Annotated in this window: 15 protein-coding genes; 7 read left to right on the top strand and 8 right to left on the bottom strand. The window is 64.9% G+C overall.

The features are described from left to right. Positions 1-9: 9 nt before the first annotated feature. The 4 genes from NPS58_RS05155 (at position 10) to NPS58_RS05140 (ending at position 5,888) form a co-directional block, all read left to right on the top strand. The gene (locus tag NPS58_RS05155) at positions 10-1,578 is read left to right on the top strand and encodes an FAD-binding oxidoreductase (RefSeq protein WP_274114129.1); all 1,569 of its coding nucleotides are present in this window, start codon (positions 10-12) and stop codon (positions 1,576-1,578) included. Between the two features lie 59 nt (positions 1,579-1,637). After that, on the top strand, positions 1,638-2,009 hold the full coding sequence (locus NPS58_RS05150) for a c-type cytochrome (RefSeq protein WP_274114127.1): 372 nt from the start codon (positions 1,638-1,640) through the stop codon (positions 2,007-2,009). Between the two features lie 83 nt (positions 2,010-2,092). Next, a complete protein-coding gene (locus NPS58_RS05145; RefSeq protein WP_274114125.1) occupies positions 2,093-3,805 on the top strand; it encodes a diguanylate cyclase in 1,713 nt (570 codons plus the stop codon). A 100-nt stretch (positions 3,806-3,905) separates the two neighbouring features. Beyond that, on the top strand, positions 3,906-5,888 hold the full coding sequence (locus NPS58_RS05140; protein ID WP_274114123.1) for an alkyl/aryl-sulfatase: 1,983 nt from the start codon (positions 3,906-3,908) through the stop codon (positions 5,886-5,888). A 204-nt stretch (positions 5,889-6,092) separates the two neighbouring features. Here the strand turns inward: NPS58_RS05140 and NPS58_RS05135 are convergent, their stop codons facing one another. The 3 genes from NPS58_RS05135 to NPS58_RS05125 form a co-directional block, all read right to left on the bottom strand. Continuing rightward, positions 6,093-7,430: a DUF1329 domain-containing protein gene (locus NPS58_RS05135; protein ID WP_274114121.1), complete on the bottom strand. Its 1,338-nt coding sequence runs from the start codon at positions 7,428-7,430 to the stop codon at positions 6,093-6,095. 14 nt (positions 7,431-7,444) lie between these two features. Beyond that, positions 7,445-9,262 (bottom strand): DUF1302 domain-containing protein, encoded by a 1,818-nt coding sequence (locus NPS58_RS05130; protein WP_274114119.1) that lies wholly within the window; start codon positions 9,260-9,262, stop codon positions 7,445-7,447. Positions 9,263-9,346: 84 nt separating this feature from the next. Next, positions 9,347-10,267: an AraC family transcriptional regulator gene (locus tag NPS58_RS05125; RefSeq protein WP_274114117.1), complete on the bottom strand. Its 921-nt coding sequence runs from the start codon at positions 10,265-10,267 to the stop codon at positions 9,347-9,349. A gap of 97 nt (positions 10,268-10,364) precedes the next feature. On the opposite strand from NPS58_RS05125, the gene NPS58_RS05120 reads away from it, so the two are divergent. Then, positions 10,365-11,300: a LysR family transcriptional regulator gene (locus NPS58_RS05120; RefSeq protein WP_274114116.1), complete on the top strand. Its 936-nt coding sequence runs from the start codon at positions 10,365-10,367 to the stop codon at positions 11,298-11,300. After that, the gene (locus NPS58_RS05115; RefSeq protein WP_274114114.1) at positions 11,297-12,316 is read left to right on the top strand and encodes an AraC family transcriptional regulator; all 1,020 of its coding nucleotides are present in this window, start codon (positions 11,297-11,299) and stop codon (positions 12,314-12,316) included. The genes NPS58_RS05120 and NPS58_RS05115 overlap by 4 nt, the downstream gene beginning before the upstream one ends. A gap of 6 nt (positions 12,317-12,322) precedes the next feature. Here NPS58_RS05115 and NPS58_RS05110 read toward each other — a convergent pair whose 3' ends face one another. From NPS58_RS05110 to NPS58_RS05090, 5 genes are read right to left on the bottom strand one after another with little or no spacing between them, the layout of a single operon-like run. Beyond that, positions 12,323-13,507 (bottom strand): acetyl-CoA C-acyltransferase, encoded by a 1,185-nt coding sequence (locus tag NPS58_RS05110; RefSeq protein ID WP_274114112.1) that lies wholly within the window; start codon positions 13,505-13,507, stop codon positions 12,323-12,325. A gap of 17 nt (positions 13,508-13,524) precedes the next feature. Then, positions 13,525-13,953 (bottom strand): acyl-CoA thioesterase, encoded by a 429-nt coding sequence (locus NPS58_RS05105; RefSeq protein ID WP_274114110.1) that lies wholly within the window; start codon positions 13,951-13,953, stop codon positions 13,525-13,527. Positions 13,954-13,965: 12 nt separating this feature from the next. Continuing rightward, positions 13,966-15,129 carry an iron-containing alcohol dehydrogenase gene (locus NPS58_RS05100; protein ID WP_274114108.1) on the bottom strand — a complete coding sequence of 388 codons (1,164 nt, stop codon included), beginning with the start codon at positions 15,127-15,129 and terminating at the stop codon, positions 13,966-13,968. A 42-nt stretch (positions 15,130-15,171) separates the two neighbouring features. Next, positions 15,172-16,962, bottom strand: a complete 1,791-nt coding sequence (locus NPS58_RS05095) for an acyl-CoA dehydrogenase C-terminal domain-containing protein (RefSeq protein WP_274114106.1) — start codon at positions 16,960-16,962, stop codon at positions 15,172-15,174. After that, positions 16,959-18,146, bottom strand: coding sequence for a 3-hydroxyacyl-CoA dehydrogenase NAD-binding domain-containing protein (locus NPS58_RS05090; RefSeq protein ID WP_425313052.1), 1,188 nt, complete (start codon positions 18,144-18,146; stop codon positions 16,959-16,961). Before NPS58_RS05090 ends, NPS58_RS05095 begins: the two co-directional genes overlap by 4 nt. A gap of 148 nt (positions 18,147-18,294) precedes the next feature. Here NPS58_RS05090 and NPS58_RS05085 point away from each other — a divergent pair, with 148 nt between their 5' ends. After that, positions 18,295-19,185, top strand: a complete 891-nt coding sequence (locus NPS58_RS05085; RefSeq protein ID WP_274114102.1) for a LysR family transcriptional regulator — start codon at positions 18,295-18,297, stop codon at positions 19,183-19,185. Positions 19,186-19,356: the final 171 nt, after the last annotated feature.

Genomic DNA, 19,356 nt, shown 5'->3' with positions numbered 1-19,356 from the left:
GATTCCAACATGAGCCAAGCAACCGCCAACACCCTGCTGCCCCGCGGCGTCAACGACGCCAACTTCCAGCAAGCCATCGCTCAGTTCCGCGCCCTGCTGGGTGAAGAGAACGTCCTGGTCAAGGACGAGCAACTGATCCCCTACAACAAGATCATGATGGCCGTGGACAACGCCGAGCACGCGCCGTCTGCAGCCGTCACCGCTACCACCGTCGAGCAGGTGCAAGGGGTGGTGAAGATCTGCAACCAGTTCAAGGTGCCGGTCTGGACCATCTCCACCGGCCGCAACTTCGGTTACGGCTCGGCGGCCCCCGGCCAGCGCGGCCAGGTGATCCTCGATCTGAAGAAGATGAACAAGATCCTCCACGTCGACCCCGAGTTGTGCACCGCTTTGGTCGAGCCTGGCGTCACCTACCAGCAGCTCTACGACTACATCCAGGAGCACAATCTGCCGCTGATGCTGTCGTTCTCCGCGCCTTCGGCCATCGCCGGCCCCCTGGGCAACACCATGGACCGAGGCGTGGGCTATACCCCCTACGGCGAGCACTTCCTCATGCAGTGCGGCATGGAAGTGGTGCTGGCCAACGGCGACGTGTACCGCACCGGCATGGGCGGGGTAAAAGGCGACAATGCCTGGCAGGTGTTCAAGTGGGGCTACGGCCCGACCCTGGATGGCATGTTCACCCAGGCCAACTACGGTATCTGCACCAAGATGGGCTTCTGGCTGATGCCCAAGCCGCCGGTGTTCAAACCGTTCGAGATCAAGTTCGACAACCAGTCGGACATCGCCGAGATCGTCGAATTCATCCGCCCGCTACGCATCGCCCAGATCATTCCCAACTCGGTGGTGATCGCCGGCGTGCTGTGGGAAGCCTCCACCTGCAACACCCGTCGCAGCGACTACACCTCCGAGCCTGGCGCCACCTCCGACGCCATCCTCAAGCAGATCCAGAAAGACAAGAACCTCGGTGCCTGGAACGTCTATGCCGCGCTGTACGGCACCCAGGAGCAGGTCGATGTGAACTGGAAGATCGTCACCGGCGCCCTCAAGCAACTGGGCAAGGGCCGAATCGTCACCCAGGAGCAAGCCGGCGACACCCAGCCGTTCAAGTACCGTGCACAGTTGATGTCCGGGGTGCCCAACCTGCAGGAGTTCGGCCTGTACAACTGGCGCGGGGGTGGTGGCTCGATGTGGTTCGCGCCGGTCAGCCAGGCCCGAGGCAGCGAGTGCGACAAGCAACAGGCCCTGGCCAAGAGAATCCTCAATAAGCATGGCCTGGACTACGTCGGTGAGTTCATCGTCGGCTGGCGCGACATGCACCACGTGATCGACGTGCTGTACGACCGCAGCAGCCCCGAAGAAACCAAACGCGCCAATGCCTGCTTCGCCGAGCTGCTGGATGTGTTCGAGCAGGAAGGCTACGCCGTATACCGGGTCAACACTGCCTTCCAGGAGCGGGTGGCGCAGAGCTACGGGCCGGTCAAGCGCAAGCTTGAGCACACCCTCAAGCGTGCCCTGGACCCGAACAACATCCTGGCCCCCGGCAAGTCGGGCATCGACCTGGCCAACCCGTTCTGATCCTTTCGCTACCCCGCCAGGCCCCGCCTGGCGGACCGCTCTTGTCTACAGGAATACCCATGATCCACACGTACCTGATCACCGCCAGCGCCCTGCTGCTGGCCGCCCCCCTGTGCCTGGCCCAGGGCGACGCCGCCCAGGGCAAGGCCCTGTTCACGACCCAGTGCGGCTACTGCCACAGTGTCGAGGCCGGCAAGCACATGATGGGCCCCAGCCTGCTGGGCGTGGCCGGCAAGGCCAGCGCCCAGGCGCCGGGCTTCAACTATTCGCCCGTCTTCAAGGCTGCCGGCCTCACCTGGGACGACGCCAGCCTGGACCGCTGGCTGACCAATCCTGCCGCGATGGTCGCGGGCAACATGATGATGTTTCCGGGCCAGGCCGATGCCAAGGCCCGCGAGCACCTGATCGCCTACCTCAAACAGTTGAAATAACCGCGCCAGGCGACTGCGGGAGCACCCGGCAGGCGGGCGGCTTCGATCTATAATCACAGCTTCTTCAGCAGTGGATATACCCGATGCCGCCAAAGCCCCCGCCTGCGTCGCGATCACGCCTGTTCCTGCCGCTGGCCTGCGCGCGTCCCCGGCGCACGGTGATCCTGTGTTTTCTGGCGGCCTTCGTCATTACCGTGGTCCTTGCCGGGCGCCAGTACTGGCAGTTGCACCAGCGCGAACTGGAAGACCGCCAGCACAACCTGCATTTACAGGCGCTGGCCATCGAGACAGTGGTGTACCACGGCAAGAGCCAGCTGCAGTTTTTGCGCAGCATCGCCGAACGGGTACTGGTCGAGGCCCAGAACCAGCCATCGATGCGGCGCAACGATGCGATCGACCTGGCCGTGCGCAACAGCCATCAGCCGGTCTGGGGCTTGCCGGTGCCCAAGTCCGACGCCCCGATCCGCGCCATCGGCGATACCCAGCTGGCCACCGTGCAGGGCCTGAGCCGCGACCACGAACAGCTGGTCGAAGACCTGCACCTGTCGCGGGCCATGAGCCAGGTATTGCCGGCGCAGTTCCAGAGTGGCGGCAACCTTGAGCGGATCCTCTTCCTGACCACTTCCGGCATTGTCATTGCTTACCCGGCGATGCAGGACGCGCAGCTGGAACCGGTACTGCGCAAGTTCGCAAGCTCGCCGCTGATGCATCTGGGCCGTGCCTATAGCGAAGACCTGGACATCACCTTCCTCCCCTTGGCCGGCGGCGACTTCGGAAAGATCCCGCACCTGCTGCTCAGCGCCCCGGTGTACCTGAACGCGGTGATGCGCGGTGCGCTGATCTATGACCTGCCGCAGAACAAGGTACAGGAATACCTGTACCAGACCACCGAAGCAGACGAGCACCATGCCCTGATCGATGACCAGGGCAACCTGATCGCCTCCAGCGACCATGCCTTCAAACCCTACCAGGGCAACTGGCTGCAGACCTTGCCGGCCAGCCCCCGGCCTGTATCGCTGCAGACCCTGTTCCAGCGTGACCACGGTACGCTGGAACTCGACCAGGGCTACCTGCAGTACCGTGAGCTCGAAGGCATCGACCTGATGCTGGTCAACTACATCAGCGCCGACGACTTGCGCGCAGGGGTCAACAGCCAGATGGACAGCCTGTTCCTCGGTGTCTGGGTGCTGCTGGCACTGTTGATGATGCTCACCCTGTATGTGGTCGACCGGCTGTTCAAGGGCCAGTTGCGCCTGAACCGGCAACTGCGCGAGATAGGCCTGGTCGACAGCTTGACCCAGCTGGCCAACCGCCGGCGCCTGCAGGCTGACTTCGGCGGGTTGCTGCAGCGCCTGCAGCAGGATCAGCCGGTTGCCCTGTGGATGCTCGACATCGATCACTTCAAGAACATCAACGACAGCTGGGGCCACAGCGCCGGCGACGAGGTGATCAAGCACCTGGCCACCCTGCTACGCGCCCTGTTGCGCAACCAGGACCTGGTGGTGCGCTACGGCGGCGAAGAGTTCTGTGTGGTGATGCCCGAGACCTCGCTGACCGACGCCACCCGGCTGGCCGAACAACTGCGCAGCGCTACCGCCCAATCGGTGTGCGTGCCCGACGCCAGCACCCTACTGGCCAGCGCGCCGTCGCTGGAGATTCACCTGACCGTGTCGATTGGCGTGGCCGAACTGCGTGTCGACGGCTGCCAGGGCCTCGACGACCTGGTGGCCTGCGCAGACCGGCGCCTGTATGCGGCGAAGAAAAATGGCCGCAACTGCGTGGTCAATCACGACTGAGCAGCGTGCATGTTTTTTGTCGTCTGTGGCTTGCAGGGCCGCAGAACCCGAGCCTTAAGCTCGGCCGGGTGTGCCATAACGACAAAAAAACGGAGACACCATGCCCCTTCCCTCCCTGTTCCCACGGGCTCGCCTGGCGAGCCTGATTGCCCTCGCCTGCCTGGGCCAGCCTGTGTACGCCGACCCTGTCACCAGCGCCAGCCCGGCCAGCGCCGAGACCACACGCAGCAACGCCGCCGTGCTCCAGCAGCGGCCGTTCAGCGACGCCGCCGATTACGCCGCCGTCACTCGCGGCCTGGTCGCACCGTTCAAAGGCCAGGTGGTGGACGCCAATGGCCGGCCGGTATGGAGCCTGGCCAGCTATGAGTTCCTGAACAAGAAAGACAGCCCCGCCACGGTCAACCCGAGCCTCTGGCGCCTGGCCCAGCTCAACAGTCACGCCGGATTGTTCGAAGTGACTCCCGGCCTCTACCAGGTGCGCGGCATGGACCTGGCCAACATGACCATCATCGAAGGCGACGACGGGCTGATCATCATCGACCCGCTCACCGCCGTTGAAACTGCCCGCGCAGCCCTCGACCTGTACTACCAGAACCGCCCGCACAAACCGGTGGTGGCGGTGATCTACAGCCACACTCACACCGACCATTTCGGTGGCGTGCGCGGGGTGGTCGACGAAGCCGACGTCAAGGCCGGCAAGGTCAAGGTGCTGGCGCCATCCGGGTTCATGGAACACGTGATGAGCGAGAACGTCTATGCCGGCAACGCCATGAGCCGCCGCGCCCAGTACCAGTTCGGCCTGTACCTGCCGCGCAGTGAACAGGGCCAGGTGGATGCGGCCATCGGCAAGGCCGTGGCCGTCGGCGGCACCATCACCCTTATCCCGCCTACCGACCTGATCAGCCAGCCTTACGAGACCCGCCGCATTGCCGGCGTCGACCTCGAGTTCCAGCTCACCCCCGGCACCGAAGCACCATCGGAAATGAACCTCTACCTGCCCAAATTCAAGGCCCTGGGCATCGCCGAAAACGCCTCGCAGACCATGCACAACATCCTCACCCCGCGCGGTGCCCAGGTGCGTGACGCCAAGGCCTGGTCGCAGTACCTGGACGCGAGCCTGGGGCGCTACGGCGACAAGACCGAGGTGTTGTTCGGCCAGCACAACTGGCCGACCTGGGGCACCGAGTCGGTACGTACCCTGCTCGCCGACGAGCGCGACATGTATGCCTTCCTCAATGACCGCACCCTGCACCTGCTGAACCAGGGCCTGACGCCCATGGAAATCGCCCAGAACATGCAAACGCTGCCGGGCGAGCTGCAGAACAAGTGGTACACCCAGGGCTACTACGGTTCGCTCAGCCACAACTCACGGGCGGTGTACCAGCGCTACCTGGGCTTTTACGACGGCAACCCGGCCAACCTCAACCCGCTGCCACCGGTGGAAAGCGCACGCTTGACTGTCGAGGCCATGGGCGGCGGCGACGCCGTGCTGGGCAAAATCCGCGCGGCGATGGACAAGGGCGAATACCGCTGGGCAGCGCAACTGGGCAACCAATTGCTGTTCGCCGAGCCTGAGAACGCCAAGGCCCGTGCCATCCAGGCCGAAGCCCTGGACCAGCTGGGCTACCAGAGCGAGAACGCCAACTGGCGCAACATCTACCTGACCGGCGCGATGGAGTTGCGCAACGGCGTACCGAAGAACCCGGGCAGCTCGGTGTCGGCCGACATGGTGCGTGCACTGACCCCGCAGATGTTCTTCGACTTCATGGCGGTACGTGTAGACGTCGACAAAGCCGTGGGCCACGACATGAACCTCAACTGGCGCTTCAGCGAACCGGACCAGGTGTTCAACCTGACCTTGCGCAACGGCGTCCTGACCCACCGCGAAGGCTTCAACCCCAAGGCGGATGCAGGCCTGACCATGAGCAAGGCGACCCTCGAGCAGATCAGCCTCAAGCAGCTGGACTTCCCTGGCGCGATGCAAAAAGGACTGATCAAACTCGAAGGCAACGGGCAGAAATTCGCCGAGTTGCTGGGCACACTCGACACCTTCAGCCCGCAGTTCAACATCGTGACGCCTTGATCCCCCGACTTGCAGCAACAGCAGGCCTGTAGATTACGGCCGCTGTGCGGCCGATCGCCGGCAAGCCCGGCGCCCACACTGTGGGAGCGGATTCATCCGCGATCGGCCGCGCAGCGGTCGTAACACGGCAACACCGGATTCGCAGGCTGTAGCGGCCTCTCGGGGGCAAGCCCGCTCCTACAGGAGCGGGCCCGCTACGACCGACTACTTGGCCCATCTGCGCAATTCAGACGGCGTGTAGTCATCCGTCTTCGCCGTGAAGCCCACGCGCATCGGCGCTTTTTCTTCGTTGCTCAACCCACCCGCGTAATACCGTCCCGAGATCAGGTCGTAGGAGGTCTCCAGCACGTTGTAGGTGAAGTCGTGGTCGTAATGCTGGATCGCATGCAACTCCGAACTGCGCCACAGCTCCCCGCGGCTGTCGTACTGGTCCGCCTGGGCAATCTGCCAGCTGTCTTCATCCACATAGAAGCGACGCTTGCTGTAGATATGCCGCGCCCCCGGCTTGAGCGTGGCCTCCACGACCCACACCCGGTGCTTTTCGTAACGGGTATAGGCCGGGTTGATGTGATTGGGCTTGACCAGTTCGGCGAGGCTCACCGAACGGCTGCCGAGGCGATAGCTGTTGTAAGGAATCAGCAATTCCTGCTTGCCGACCAGCTTCCAGTCGAAGCGATCGGGCGCGCCATTGAAGCCATCGATGTTGTCGGCGGTGATCAACCCGTTGCTGTAGCGCGCACTGTTGTCGTACGCCAGCATCGGCGCACGCCGCACCCGGCGCTGGGCCGGCAGGTACTGCCAGGCCGAACGCGGTTCGCTGACCTGGTCGACCGGCTCGTGCACCAGCACGGTTTCGCCCGCCAGGCGCGCAGGTTCCAGCACCCGGCTCTTGAACATGAACAGCACATTGGACTTGGGCTCGAGGCCATTGACCGCTTCGGCAAAGCTCACCAGCGACTGCGCCCGAATGAAACTCGCCGCGCCGTTCTCGCGCACCAGGGCAATGCTGCTGAATCGCTCGTAGCTGCCACCGCGCCAGCGTGTCATGTGGTTCCACATCACTTCGATACCCTCGGTGGGCAGCGGGAAGGGAATGCCCCGCACATAGTCGTGCAGGCCGTTGCCGCCATCGGCCAGGGTGGTCTTGCCGGCGTTCACGCGGCTTTCGGCCAGTACCTCGGCCGGCAGCCGCGCAGTGCGGTGGCTGGGGTACACCGGCATCTGGAAGCTGGCCGGGAACCGCTTGAACATCGCCACCTGGCCAGGGCTGAGCAGCGCCTGGTACTGGGCCAGGTTCTGCGCGGTCACGGTGTACAGGGGCTTCTCGTTGGCAAACGGATCGCTGTAGCCGCCATTGCTGTCGATACTGCCGGCGCTCTTGTCGAGGCCGCCGGTCCAGGCCGGAATACTGCCGTCGGCATTGCCGGCGCGCTCCGAGCCCATCGGGGTGAGGGTCTTGTCCAGCGGGCCAAGGTCGTTGCTCTTGGCCTGGACCAGGGCACTGACACAGGTCAGGGCCAACAACAGGGGATGAATACGCATTGTTATTGTTCTCCTTAGAAATCGACCTTGAAACTGACCGAGGCGAAGTCGCGGTCATCCAGGGTGCTGTAGTCGTTGCTGCCAAAAAAACTGTTGTAGGCAAGCTCCACGCTGTAGTCGTTGAGGTAGTTGGCCGTCAGACTCAGACCCAGGGCCTGCTGGCCTTCCTGGAACGGCCCGACCGGATCGTAGGAATAGCCCTCGACGTCATGACGCCAGTTGACGGCAGGAATCAGGTTCACCCCCGGCAGCACGTCGCTGTACTCGAGGCTGGCGCGCAGCCGGTAGCCCCACGACCAGTCCGTGGTGAAGCCCTCGTCGGTGCAGTAGCGGTTGGTCACCCCCGAGGCTGGCGTGTTGCAGGCTGTGCCGTTGCGTGGTGCGCTGCGGCCAAACGCGGCGTTGCGCCCCAGGCGCTCATCGCCCAGGCCGTCGATATGCACCACCCCCACCTCGCCGAACAGGCTCAGGCGCGTGGCCCCCAGCACGTTGTCGATGGCCTGGGTGGCCGAGCCGGTCCACTGCCACACACCCTTGCGCTCCCAGGCATCCAATCGGTCGCCGGCACGAATGTTGAAGTCTGCCGGCAACTGCAGCCAGGAGCTGCCGGGCGCCCCCGACACCACTGCAGTGAGTACATCCGGCGGGTTGAACGACAGCGGCATGTTCGGCCGATAGCTCAGTTCGGTTGCCAGCGAGATCCCGCTGTAGGGCTCGACCCCGGTGAGGCTCACGCCATACAGGCGAATGTCCTCGGGAAAAGACGCCCCGTACGAAGGCCCCTGGCCGCCACCGGGAAAGGTGCCGGGCACGTTGAAATTGCGCGCATCCAGGCTCAGGTACGGCAAGCGCGAGTGGTAGTTGATGAAGTACAGCGCCGCCTCGGCATCGTTGAGCGACGGCAGCATCTGGCGCACGGCGAAGCCGAACTGGCCGGTGTCCGAAGGCGAGTCATTGCCTCGTGAGGTGGCGTACAGCCCACTGGCCTGCATCTGATCGTCGGTCAGGACCTGGCTCAGGTACAACGGCCCGCAACCGGGCTGGATCACATCGCTGGCGGCAAAGAAGGTGCCGCAGCCATCGAGCACGCTCGGGCGCCAGTTGTACTGATAGAAGCCTTCCAGGTTGAGGGTGTCGGTAATACCCAGGCTGAACGACAGCATCTCCACCGGCAGCTGGCCTTCCTTGATCTCGACACCCGGGCGGTTGAAGGCCGTGATGTCCAGCGGGTTGATCACGTTGATGCCGTTCTGGATCAACAGCGCCTCGCCCCACGAAAGCACCTGCTTGCCCAGCTTGACGTTGAGCGGATGACCGCCCACCTCGAAGTCTTTCCAGAGGTAGGCATCGAGCGCCTCGAGGCCCTGGAACTTGGCCAGGTCGTCCCAGCCACTGTCGTCGAAGTCCTTGAAGCGGCCATCGCGGGTTTCGTAGGCGTGGTCGTACCAGTACTTCAGGCGCAGGAAGGCACCCTGGCCCTGGCCATCGAGGCTCAGGTCGGTCAGGCCCTTGAAGGTCTGGGAGATCGGATCGCCCTTCTCGAAATTCAGGCGGTTGTCATCGGCGCTCACGCTGCTGCCATCGGCTGTCACGCCCTGGGCCTGCAAGGCGTTGGCGCGGGTCATCATGTGCCGGTTGGGGTGCTGGGTCGACCAGCTGCTACCCAGGCTCAAGGTGGTGCGGGTGGTGAAGCTCCAGTCGTCGTTGATGTCGAACGTGGTTGCCTGCGCCGGGGCGGCGATGCTGGCCAGCACCGCCAGCAACAGCGGTGAAGGTTTTTTACGGATGGCACACAGGCGCGCGCCTGCCGTTGCTGAGCTTGTTGTTGTCATTATCGAGCTCCATGAGGATTAGCAGCTCGATCAAGATGCCCAAGCGCCGACTGCCAGACGCAAGCGGCGCACGACAAAAAATAATCATCCGGATGAAGTGTCCGCAATCTGCAGGCGCGGGCTTGCCCCGCGATGGCGGTGGGTCGGTTCCATCGCCTCGCGGGGCAGGCCCGCGCCTACGCGAAACTGTTTGGGCGTCACCCCGAATTGCTTGCGAAACGCGCGGATGAAGTTGCTGGGCTGTCGATAGCCCAGGCGCTCGGCAATCCGCTCGATCGGCTGGTCTCCCGCCGCCAGCCAGTGCCGGGCCAGTTGCAGGCTGTCTTTGCGACCATCGTCGATCGCCCCGCCCTGCCATTGGCGCAACATGCTCTGGTGCAGGAACGTATTGGCGCCCGGCAACGGCAACTCCAGCGCCTGCGGGGCCAACTGCAGGCTCAACCACGGCCCCTCGGCAACCTCCACGCCCCATTCACGCAACCAGTCTCCCGCCGCCTGCTGCGGCTGCAACCGCACCTGGGTGAACATCTGCGCCGGCGTCCTGCCCGCACGCCGGGCGATGTTGCGCACCAGGCTCAACACCGCCGCATCGAGCATGTAGTAATGGGGCGTGTGCTGAAAACGACGCACATGCAGGACCGCCGAGCTATCGGAGTCGTCCAGGGTGACCAGCACGCAGTTGGTCACCAGTGGCAGGAAGCGGATGAAACAGTCGATGCTGGCGCGCACGGTGGCCGCCGAATCGAGCAGGATGTTCAGGCCCTGAAGGGAGCTGGTCGCCATGCCGCGCACCAGCTCGCAGCCAAAGGTGCGACCGGCGCCTGCCGCTTCGCATTCCAGCAGCAGTTGCTCCACCAGCAGCGCAGGCACTTCGCGGTGCCCCTCGAGCCAGGCAGGGTCGATCTGGGCCCGTTGCAAAAGGCGCTCGACGGGCAAGCCACACCCTTGGGCGTGGGCGACCAGGGTGCGGGTAAAGGCGCTGGAAACAAAAGCTGAAGCGAGCATGGCAGGCCACAAAAGCAAGTATGACCTTGACTTATGCCAGCCCTTGGACTATCGATCAAATGCATAAAAAGTATCTGCAACATGCAAAGGGTGCATGATGGACCTTCGACAACTGCGCCACTTCGTGGCCCTGGCCGACTACCGTGGTTTCGTGCGCGCCGCCGATGCCGTCAACCTCAGCCAGCCGGCCTTCAGCCGCAGCATCCAGACCCTGGAACGCGACCTGGATTGCGCCCTGGTCGAGCGCGGCAGCCGCGAGTTCCGCCTGACCGGCCAGGGCCAATTGGTGCTGCAACACGCCCGGCGCCTGCTGGCCGGCAGCCAGACCCTGCAGAGCGAATTGATGCAGTACAACGGCCTCGAAGGGGGGGAACTGAGCTTTGGCAGCGGCCCCTACCCGGCCCAGTTGCTGGTGCCCGAAGCCTTGGCGCAGTTCATCAACGACCACCCTTTGATCCGCACGCGCTTCCACATGGCCGACTGGGAGCAGCTGGGCATGTGGCTCAAGGAACAGCAGATCGAATTCTTCGTCGCCGACTCGCGCTACTTCGTCGACGACCCGCGCTACCAGGTACACCTGCTGCGCCGTCGGCGCGGTCGATTCTTCTGCCGTACCGGGCATCCCCTGGCAGACCTCGGTCCCCTCAAGCTCAGTGCCCTGCTCGACTACCCCGTCGCCGGCACGCGCATCCCGCCGATGATCCGCAAGATCCTCGCCCGCGCCCAGGGTGTCGATGACTTCCTCATCCGGGTGGAGTGTGCCCAGTTCGATGCCATCCGCCGGGTGGTTTCGCGTTCCGACACCATTGGCCTGGCCACCGAAGAGTCCCTGACCGAGTGGGTAGCCGCCGGCGAAATCCGCGTGCTGAGCTTTGTCGACATGAGCTCTGTCGACATGGAAGCCCGCGAGGACGATCTGCTGCTGCGCTTTGGCATCGTCAGCCGCGCCGGCGACTCCCTGACGCCGGCGGCGCAGGCTATGATCGACACGATCCTGCGAGTGGATCAGCACCTGCTGGCGAGCAATCCATGACCCGACTCCCCGCTACCCCGGCCAACGCTTTTTATGCCCCCACCCTGCTGCCGGCCATCGAAGAGCTGCAGGCCCGCGGCGTCGACCTGGCATCGATCGAAGCGGTGTTTCGCCGCAGCCTGTTCGAATTGCGCACGCCGTTCCTGCGGGTACCGCTGGTGATGTCGCGGCGCTTCTGGAGCCTTGCCCTGGCGTATACCGGTGACCCGCTGATAGGCCTGGCGGCCGGACGGCGTTTTGTCTCCACCACCACCAACGGCCTGACCTACCTGTTCGATGTGGCCGCCTCGCTGGAGAGTGCCTGCCACTACTTCGTCGAGTACTTCCCGTTCTTCAACGGCCACTTTCGCGCCTGCATCGAACGCAGCGAGCAGCGCATCACCCTGCGCCTGAACGATTGCGGCAGCCTCAAGGCCAGTGCGCCGATCACCGACTACATCCTCACCAGCCTGCTCAGCATGCTGCGCCGCAAGCTGTTGGCCAGTGGCGTCGAGCAGGACCCGATTCTCGCCATCAGCCTGGCCCACCCGGCCCCGGCCAATACCGCCGCGCACCCGCAGGCCTGGCGCGCACCGGTCAGTTGGGGCCATGGCGAACACGGCATCGAGCTCGATCCGCGACTGTTCAGCCAACCCTTGACGCCGGGCAACCAGGCACTGGAGCAGATGCTGGTGGCGCTGGTGCAACAAACCCAGCACAACAGCCGCCCGACCTTGCTGGAGCTGGCCAGCGATCACCTTGCCGTGCACCTGGCCGACAGCGAACGCTGGCTGCACTTCTGCCAGCGCCAGCACCTGTTGGAACGCACTGCAGCCCGGCGCCTGAAGGCGCTGGGCTGGAGTTTCAGCGAGTTACTGGACGAATACCGGCGCTACCGTGCCGAAGACTTGCTGCGTGGCAGTGAGCTGGAGCTGGTGCAGATCGCCGATCAGCTTGGCTACAGCGACGTGCAGAGCTTTCACCGCGCCTGCCTGCGCTGGTTCGACTGCGCGCCCGGCACCTACCGGACGCGCTGACCGGTCTCAGAGCACTTCGAACAGACCGGCGGCGCCCATGCCGCCGCCCACGCACATGCTCACCACCACGTACTTCACGCCACGGCGCCGGCCTTCGAGCAAGGCGTGGCCGACCATGCGCGCCCCGCTCATGCCGTAGGGGTGGCCGATGGCGATAGCGCCGCCGTTGACATTGAGCCGGGCCATATCGATGCCCAGGGTCTGCGCGCAATACAGCACCTGGCAGGCGAAGGCTTCGTTGATTTCCCACAGGCCGATGTCATCCACCGTCAGGCCGTGCTGACGCAACAGCTTGGGAATCGCCAATACCGGGCCGATGCCCATCTCCTCCGGTGCCAGGCCCGCCACGGTTATACCGCGGTACAGGCCCAGCGGCTGGATGCCCAGTTGCGCGGCCAGGCTGCCGCTCATCAGCACGCTGGCACTGGCGCCGTCAGACAGCTGGCTGGCGTTGCCGGCGGTGATACAGCCCCCTTCGAGCACCGGTGCCAAGGCCTGCAGGTCGGCCAGGGTGGTCTGCGGCCGGTTGCCTTCATCGCGGGTCAGGTGCACTTCTTCATGGCTGATCGCACCGCTGACCTTGTCGACGATTTTCTTGCGCACCGTCACCGGCACGATCTCCTCGGCGAACCACCCGGCTGCCTGCGCCGCGGCGGTGCGCTGCTGGGACTGCAGGCTGTAGGCGTCCTGGTCCTCGCGGCTGATGCCGTAGCGCTTGGCGACGAGCTCGGCGGTCTGCAGCATCGGCATGTAGGCATGCTCGGCCATGCGCAGGACGGTATCGTCCATCTCGGCGCTCGCCGCTTTCATGTGCGCGTTCTGTACCAGGCTGATCTGCTCCTGGCCGGCACCCACCGCAACGTGCATGCCGTCGATCATGATCTGCTTGGCGGCGATGGCGATGGCCATCAGGCCCGAGGCGCACTGGCGGTCGATGGTCTGGCCGCTGACCGACAGCGGCAAGCCAGCCGCCAGCGCCGACAGGCGCCCAAGGTTGGTCGACGCCGTACCGCCTTGCATCGCGGTGCCCATCACCAGGTCGTCGATCTGCCCCGGCTCGATCGCTACCCGCTCCACGGCGGCACGAATGGCCACGGCGCTCATCGAGGGCGACTTGAAGTCGTTGAAAGCCCCGCGAAAGGCCTTGGCGATCGGCGTGCGGGCGGTCGAGACAATCACGGCATCTTGCATGGCAAAGCACTCCAGGGTCAGTCACACAGCAAGCGGCCCAATGCCGCCCGCACAGGTTCAGGAACAGGCACCGGGCGATTGCTGGCGCGCTCGACGAAGACGTGGACAAACCGCCCCGCCGCGCACGCCTGGCGCTCCCCGGCCTTGAAAATGCCCAGTGCGTAATGCACCGAGCTGTTGCCCAGCTTGCTCACCGCCACACCTACCTCGATAGATTCGGGAAAGGCGATGGCGGCGAAGTAGTCGCAACTGGAATTGACCACATAGGCGATCACCTCGCCCTGGTGAATATCCAGACCACCGCCATCGATCAGGTAGGTGTTCACCGCGCTGTCGAAAAAGCTGTAGTAGACGACGTTGTTGACGTGGCCATAAACATCGTTGTCGTGCCAGCGCGTGGTGATCGGCTGGAAATGGGTAAACGCATCGCGCAGCGGTGGGCTCATCACAGGGGCCTCTCAATAGGCCGCGCGGTAGATCGCCAAGGCATCGGCCTGGCTGACCTCACGCGGGTTGTTGACCAGCAGGCGCTGCTGTTGCATGGCATCGCACGCCAACTGCTCCAGGCAGTCCTGCGGCACGCCGGCATCACGCAGGCGGCTGGGCAGGCCACAGCGCGGACCGAGCGCGGCCAACTCATCGACGAACTGCCCGGTCAGGCTGTGCGCATTCCCTGGCCGCAATCGCTCGCCCAGCAGCAACGGAGCCAGCTCGGCATACAAGGGTGCCGCAGCCTCGGCGTTAAAACGCAGCACATGAGGCAGCACCAGGGCATTGGACAACCCATGGGGGATATGAAAATGCCCACCCAGCGGATACGCCAGGGCATGCACCGCAGCCACCGGCGCATTGGCGAACGCCTGGCCGGCCAGGCACGCCCCCAGCAGCATGGCCTGGCGGGCCTCACGGTTGGTGCCATCGTGCACGGCCTGGTGGAGATTGCCGCAAAGCAGCCGCAGCGCCTCACGGGCCAGCAGGCTGGACAGCGGATTGCGCTTGAGCTTGCTGGTGAAGGCCTCGATGGCATGGACCATGGCGTCGATACCGGTGGCCGCGGTGACCGCCGGTGGCAGGCCGAGGGTCAGGTCTGCATCGAGCAGGGCAAGGTCGGGCAGCAACAGCGGCGACACCACGCCCATCTTGGTGTGCTCGCCAGTGGTGACAATGGCAATCGGCGTGACCTCCGAGCCGGTACCGGCGGTGGTCGGTACCTGGATCAGCGGCAGGCGCCGACCGCGCGCCTGATCGACACCGTAGAGGGCTTCAATGGGCTGTTGGCACTCCGGATGCGCCAGCAAGGCCACCAGCTTGGCAACGTCCATGGAGCTGCCGCCACCGAAGCCGACGATCAGCTCGGCCTGCATGGACCGGGCCTGCTGCACCACCTCCAGTACACAAGCCTGAGGGGGATCGGCCCGCACCTGGTCGAACACCTGCACCATCAGCCCCTGCCCGGCAAAGCCCGGTAGCAGCGGCTCCAGCAGCCCCAGGCGGACAATGCCCGGGTCGGTGACGATCAATACCGAGCGTGCGCCGCGTTCCCGGCACAGGCTGGCCAGGCGCGATGCACCACCAGCCTCACAGAGGATCTGCGCGGTAGTGGCAAAACTGAATGACTGCATGCGGCGTTCCTCATTGTTGTTGTGATGGTCCGCAGGGCTGCATCAAAAGGCGAAATCCGCCTGCGCCATGGCCATCAGGCAATCGGCACCGGCAAGCAGCGCCTCGCGATGGGCACCGGCCCGTGGCAACACCCGGCCCAGGTAGAAGTCCGCCGACTGCAGCTTGGCCTGGTAGAACGCCGCCTCGTCACTGCCGGCAACCAGTGCGGCACGGGCCTTGATCGCCGCTTGCAGCCACAACGCCGCCAACAGCACGTAGGCCGAGTACGCGAGGAAATCCACCGACACCGCGCCGATTTCCTGTGGGTCGCGTGCGCACGCGGTCAATACCGAAGCGGCCAGCGCCCGCCACTGCTCCAGGTACCCGCCGACCTTGTCCGCCAGCGCCGCCAGCGCCGGGTCCTGCTGCGCCTGTTCGACCTGGGCGGCCAGCTCCTCGATCATGCCGTGAAGCTCGGCAGCGCCATCGCCCAGCACCTTGCGCCGGATCAGGTCCAGCGCCTGGATACCGTTGGTGCCCTCGTACAACTGGGTGATGCGGCTGTCGCGCATCAGTTGCTCCATGCCCCACTCGCGAATGAAACCGTGGCCACCGTAAATTTGTACGCCGAGGCTTGCGACCTCCTGGCCGACATCGGTGAAGAACGCCTTGACGATGGGAATCAGCAACGCAGCGCGCTTCGAGGCGGCCTTGCGCCCCGCAGGCTCACTGGCGCCGTGCTCGAGGTCGAGCTGGCGAGCGGTGTAGGCGCCGAGCATGCGGCAACCTTCGCTGAGGGTCTTCTGGGTCAGCAGCATGCGCCGCACATCCGGGTGGACGATGATCGGGTCGGCCGGTTTATCCGGTGCCACCGCTCCCGCCAGGCCGCGCGACTGCAAACGCTCGCGGGCATAGGCCAGGCCACCCTGGAACGCCGCCTCGGCAATCCCCAGGCCCTGCAACCCGACCTGGAAGCGCGCGTCGTTCATCATGGTGAACATGCAGGCCAGCCCCTGGTTGGGTTCGCCCACCAGCCAGCCGGTGGCGCCGTCAAAATTCATCACGCAGGTGGACGCACCCTTGAGGCCCATCTTGTGCTCCAGGGCGCCGCATCCCAGGGCATTGCGCTCACCCGGCGTGCCGTCGGCCGCCAGCAGGTGCCTGGGCACCAGGAACAGGCTGATGCCCTTGACCCCTGGCGGCGCATCGGGCAACCGGGCAAGCACCAGGTGAATGATATTGGCGCTCAGGTCCTGCTCGCCGCCAGTGATGAAAATCTTGCTGCCGTGCAGCCGGTAGCTGCCATCGGCCTGGGGCTGGGCGCGGGTGCGCAGCAGGGCCAGATCGGTACCGGCCTGGGGCTCGGTCAGGCACATGGTTCCGGTCCACTCGCCGCTGACCAGGCGTGACAGGTAGGCCTGCTTGAGTTCAGGGCTGCCATGCCGGTCCAGCGCCAGCACCGTGCCCTCGGTCAACCCGGAATACGCCCGGAACGCCAGCGACGCGCCCATCAGCATCTCGTGGAAACTGGCCGAGACCATCTGCGGGAAGCCCTGGCCACCGAAATCCAGCGGCCCGGTCATGCTCGCCCAGCCCTGCTCTACATACAGCCGATACGCCTGGCCAAAGCCGTCCGGGGTGGTCACCTTGCCGTCCTGCAACCGGCAGCCCTGCTCGTCGCTGTTGCGATTGAGCGGCGCCACCACCTCGGCAGCGAAGCGCGCGGCCTCTTCCAGCACGCCGTCAATGGTCTCGCGGTCCAGGCCATTGCCCAGTTGCTCGCAGTGCCCCTGCACATCGAACAGCTCATGCAGCACGAATCGCATGTCGCGCAGCGGTGCCTGATAGCTCATACCCGGCCCTCCTGCACGTCGGCAAAGCTCTTGCCCGCAGCCACAAGCCGGGTGATCAGGGCGGCGGGTTTCCAATGCTCGCCGAGCATGCGCTGCAAGCGTTCCAGGCGTTCCTGGATCGATGCCAGGCCCTGGCCGTCGGCCCAGCTCATCGGCCCGCCCACCGCGGCTGGGAAGCCATAGCCGTTGAGGTAGACCAGGTCGACGTCATGGGCGTTGGCGGCGATGTTTTCCTGAAGGATTTTTGCGCCCTCGTTGACCAGGGCCAGCAGGCAACGCTCGACGACTTCCTGGTCGCTGATGGCATGGCGGCGATAGCCCAGGCCTTTGGCGACCTCCTCTACCAGCGCATCGACCTCGGCGTCGTGCCCGGCTTCGCGGCTGCCTTGGGCATAGCGGTAATAGCCGCGCGCGGATTTCTGGCCGAAGCGGCCCAGGTCGCAGAGGGCGTTGTCCACCTGCACCAGCGGGCTGTCCATGCCTTGCCCGGCCAACTGCCGAGCCCGCCATTCCAGGTCGATGCCGACCACGTCGTACATGCGAAACGGCCCCATGGCAAAGCCGAAGGCCTGCAGCGCGCCGTCCACCTGATGGGGCAAGGCCCCTTCGAGCAGCATCTTGCGGGCCTCGTCGGCGTAGGTCTTGAGCATGCGGTTGCCGATAAAACCGCGGCAGTTGCCGGACACCACCGCCACCTTGCCCAGGCGTTGGCCCAGAACAAGCGCAGCCTCCAGCACGGCAGGCGCGGTCTGCGCACCGCGAACGATTTCAAGCAGCTTCATGATGTGCGCCGGGCTGAAGAAATGCAGGCCCAGCACCTGCTCCGGGCGCCGGGTAACGGCGGCAATGGCATCGACATCCAGGGCCGAGGTATTGCTGGCCAGGATCGCGCCGGGCTTGAGGGTGGTGTCCAGGGTGCGGAAGATTTCCTGCTTGAGCTCGAGGTTCTCGTACACCGCCTCGATCACCAGGTCGACATCGGCCAGCGCCGCGTAGCTGTCCACCGCTTGCACACGGGCCAGGTTCTGCTCGGCCTGGGCTTCGCTGATACGCCCCTTGACCACCTGCTGGGCCCAGGTGTCGGCGGCCACCTTGAGGCCGGCGGTGACCATCTGCGCATTGCTGTCGAGCCACAACACCGGAATACCGGCACTGGCCAGGCTGATGACAATACCCCGGCCCATGGTACCGGCGCCTACCACTGCTGCCTGTTGCACATCGAATCCGTTACTCACACCTGGCACTCCCAAATCGTCATGAAGGATTGCCGACACCCTAAGCAGCTGCCTACTATTTGAGAAATTTCATTTTCATATGCCTGATATTGGTTAGATGAATATATCCAACTTCGACCTCAACCTGCTGCGCATCCTCGACGTGCTCCTGCGCGAGCAGAACGTCTCGCGCGCCGCCGAACGCCTGGCCCTCAGCCAGCCCACCGTCAGCAACGCCCTGGCGCGCCTGCGCGAACTGCTCGACGACCCGTTGCTGGTACGCGTCGGCCGGCGCATGCAGCCCACGCCCCGGGCCCTGGCGCTGGAAGGCCCCATTCGTGCCGCCTTGCTGCAGATCGAACAGACCCTCAGCGTGGGCGACAGCTTCGACCCGTTGCACAGCCGCCAGCACTTTCGCCTGGCCATGACCGACTTTGTCGAACAGCTGTGCATGCCGACCCTGCTGGTGCGCCTGCAGGACTGCGCGCCGAACCTGCGCCTGGACGTGGCAACACTGGCGCCGAGCCTGCCGGTGGATGCCCTGGACCGTGGCAGCCTCGACCTGGTACTGGGCCGCTTCGACGAAGTCCCGGCGCGCTTTGCGCGTCATCACTGGCGCAGCGAGACCTTGCAGATCGCCGTGCGGCGCGACCATCCGCAGGTGCAGGGCAGACTGGACCTGGACACCTTCCTGGGCTTGCGCCACCTGTGGGTGTATGGCGGCCAGACACGCGGCATGGTGGACCAGTGGCTGGGAGAACAAGGGCTGGCCCGGCAGATCGTCTACACCACCCCCAACTACCTGCAGGCCGCGCACCTGGTGGCGGCGACCGACCTGTGCGTCGTATTGCCCACCCAAGTGGCACGCCACTTCGCGGCACTGATGCCGCTGCAACTGTTCGACCTGCCGTTTGCCCTGGAGGCCTTCGACGTGGACCTGGTGTACCTGGCCCAGCGCGGGCGCGAGCGGGCACTGGAGTGGTTGGTGGGCGAGATACTGAGCATTTGACCGGAGTCGGCTTCAAAGGACCTGTGGGAACGGATTCACCCGCGATCGACCACGAAGCAGTCGTAACACGGCAACACCGGATCTACAGGCTGTACCGGCCTGTCGCGGATGCCCGCTCCTACAGCTACCGACTGTTACCTCTGTGGTGGCTGTGAGCGGGAGGGCTTTGGC

Source organism: Pseudomonas putida, from assembly GCF_028682455.1.
Classification (GTDB): domain Bacteria; phylum Pseudomonadota; class Gammaproteobacteria; order Pseudomonadales; family Pseudomonadaceae; genus Aquipseudomonas; species Aquipseudomonas putida_AA.
Note: the sequence above shows the minus strand (reverse complement) of the source record. Positions and strands in the feature narration are given on the sequence as shown.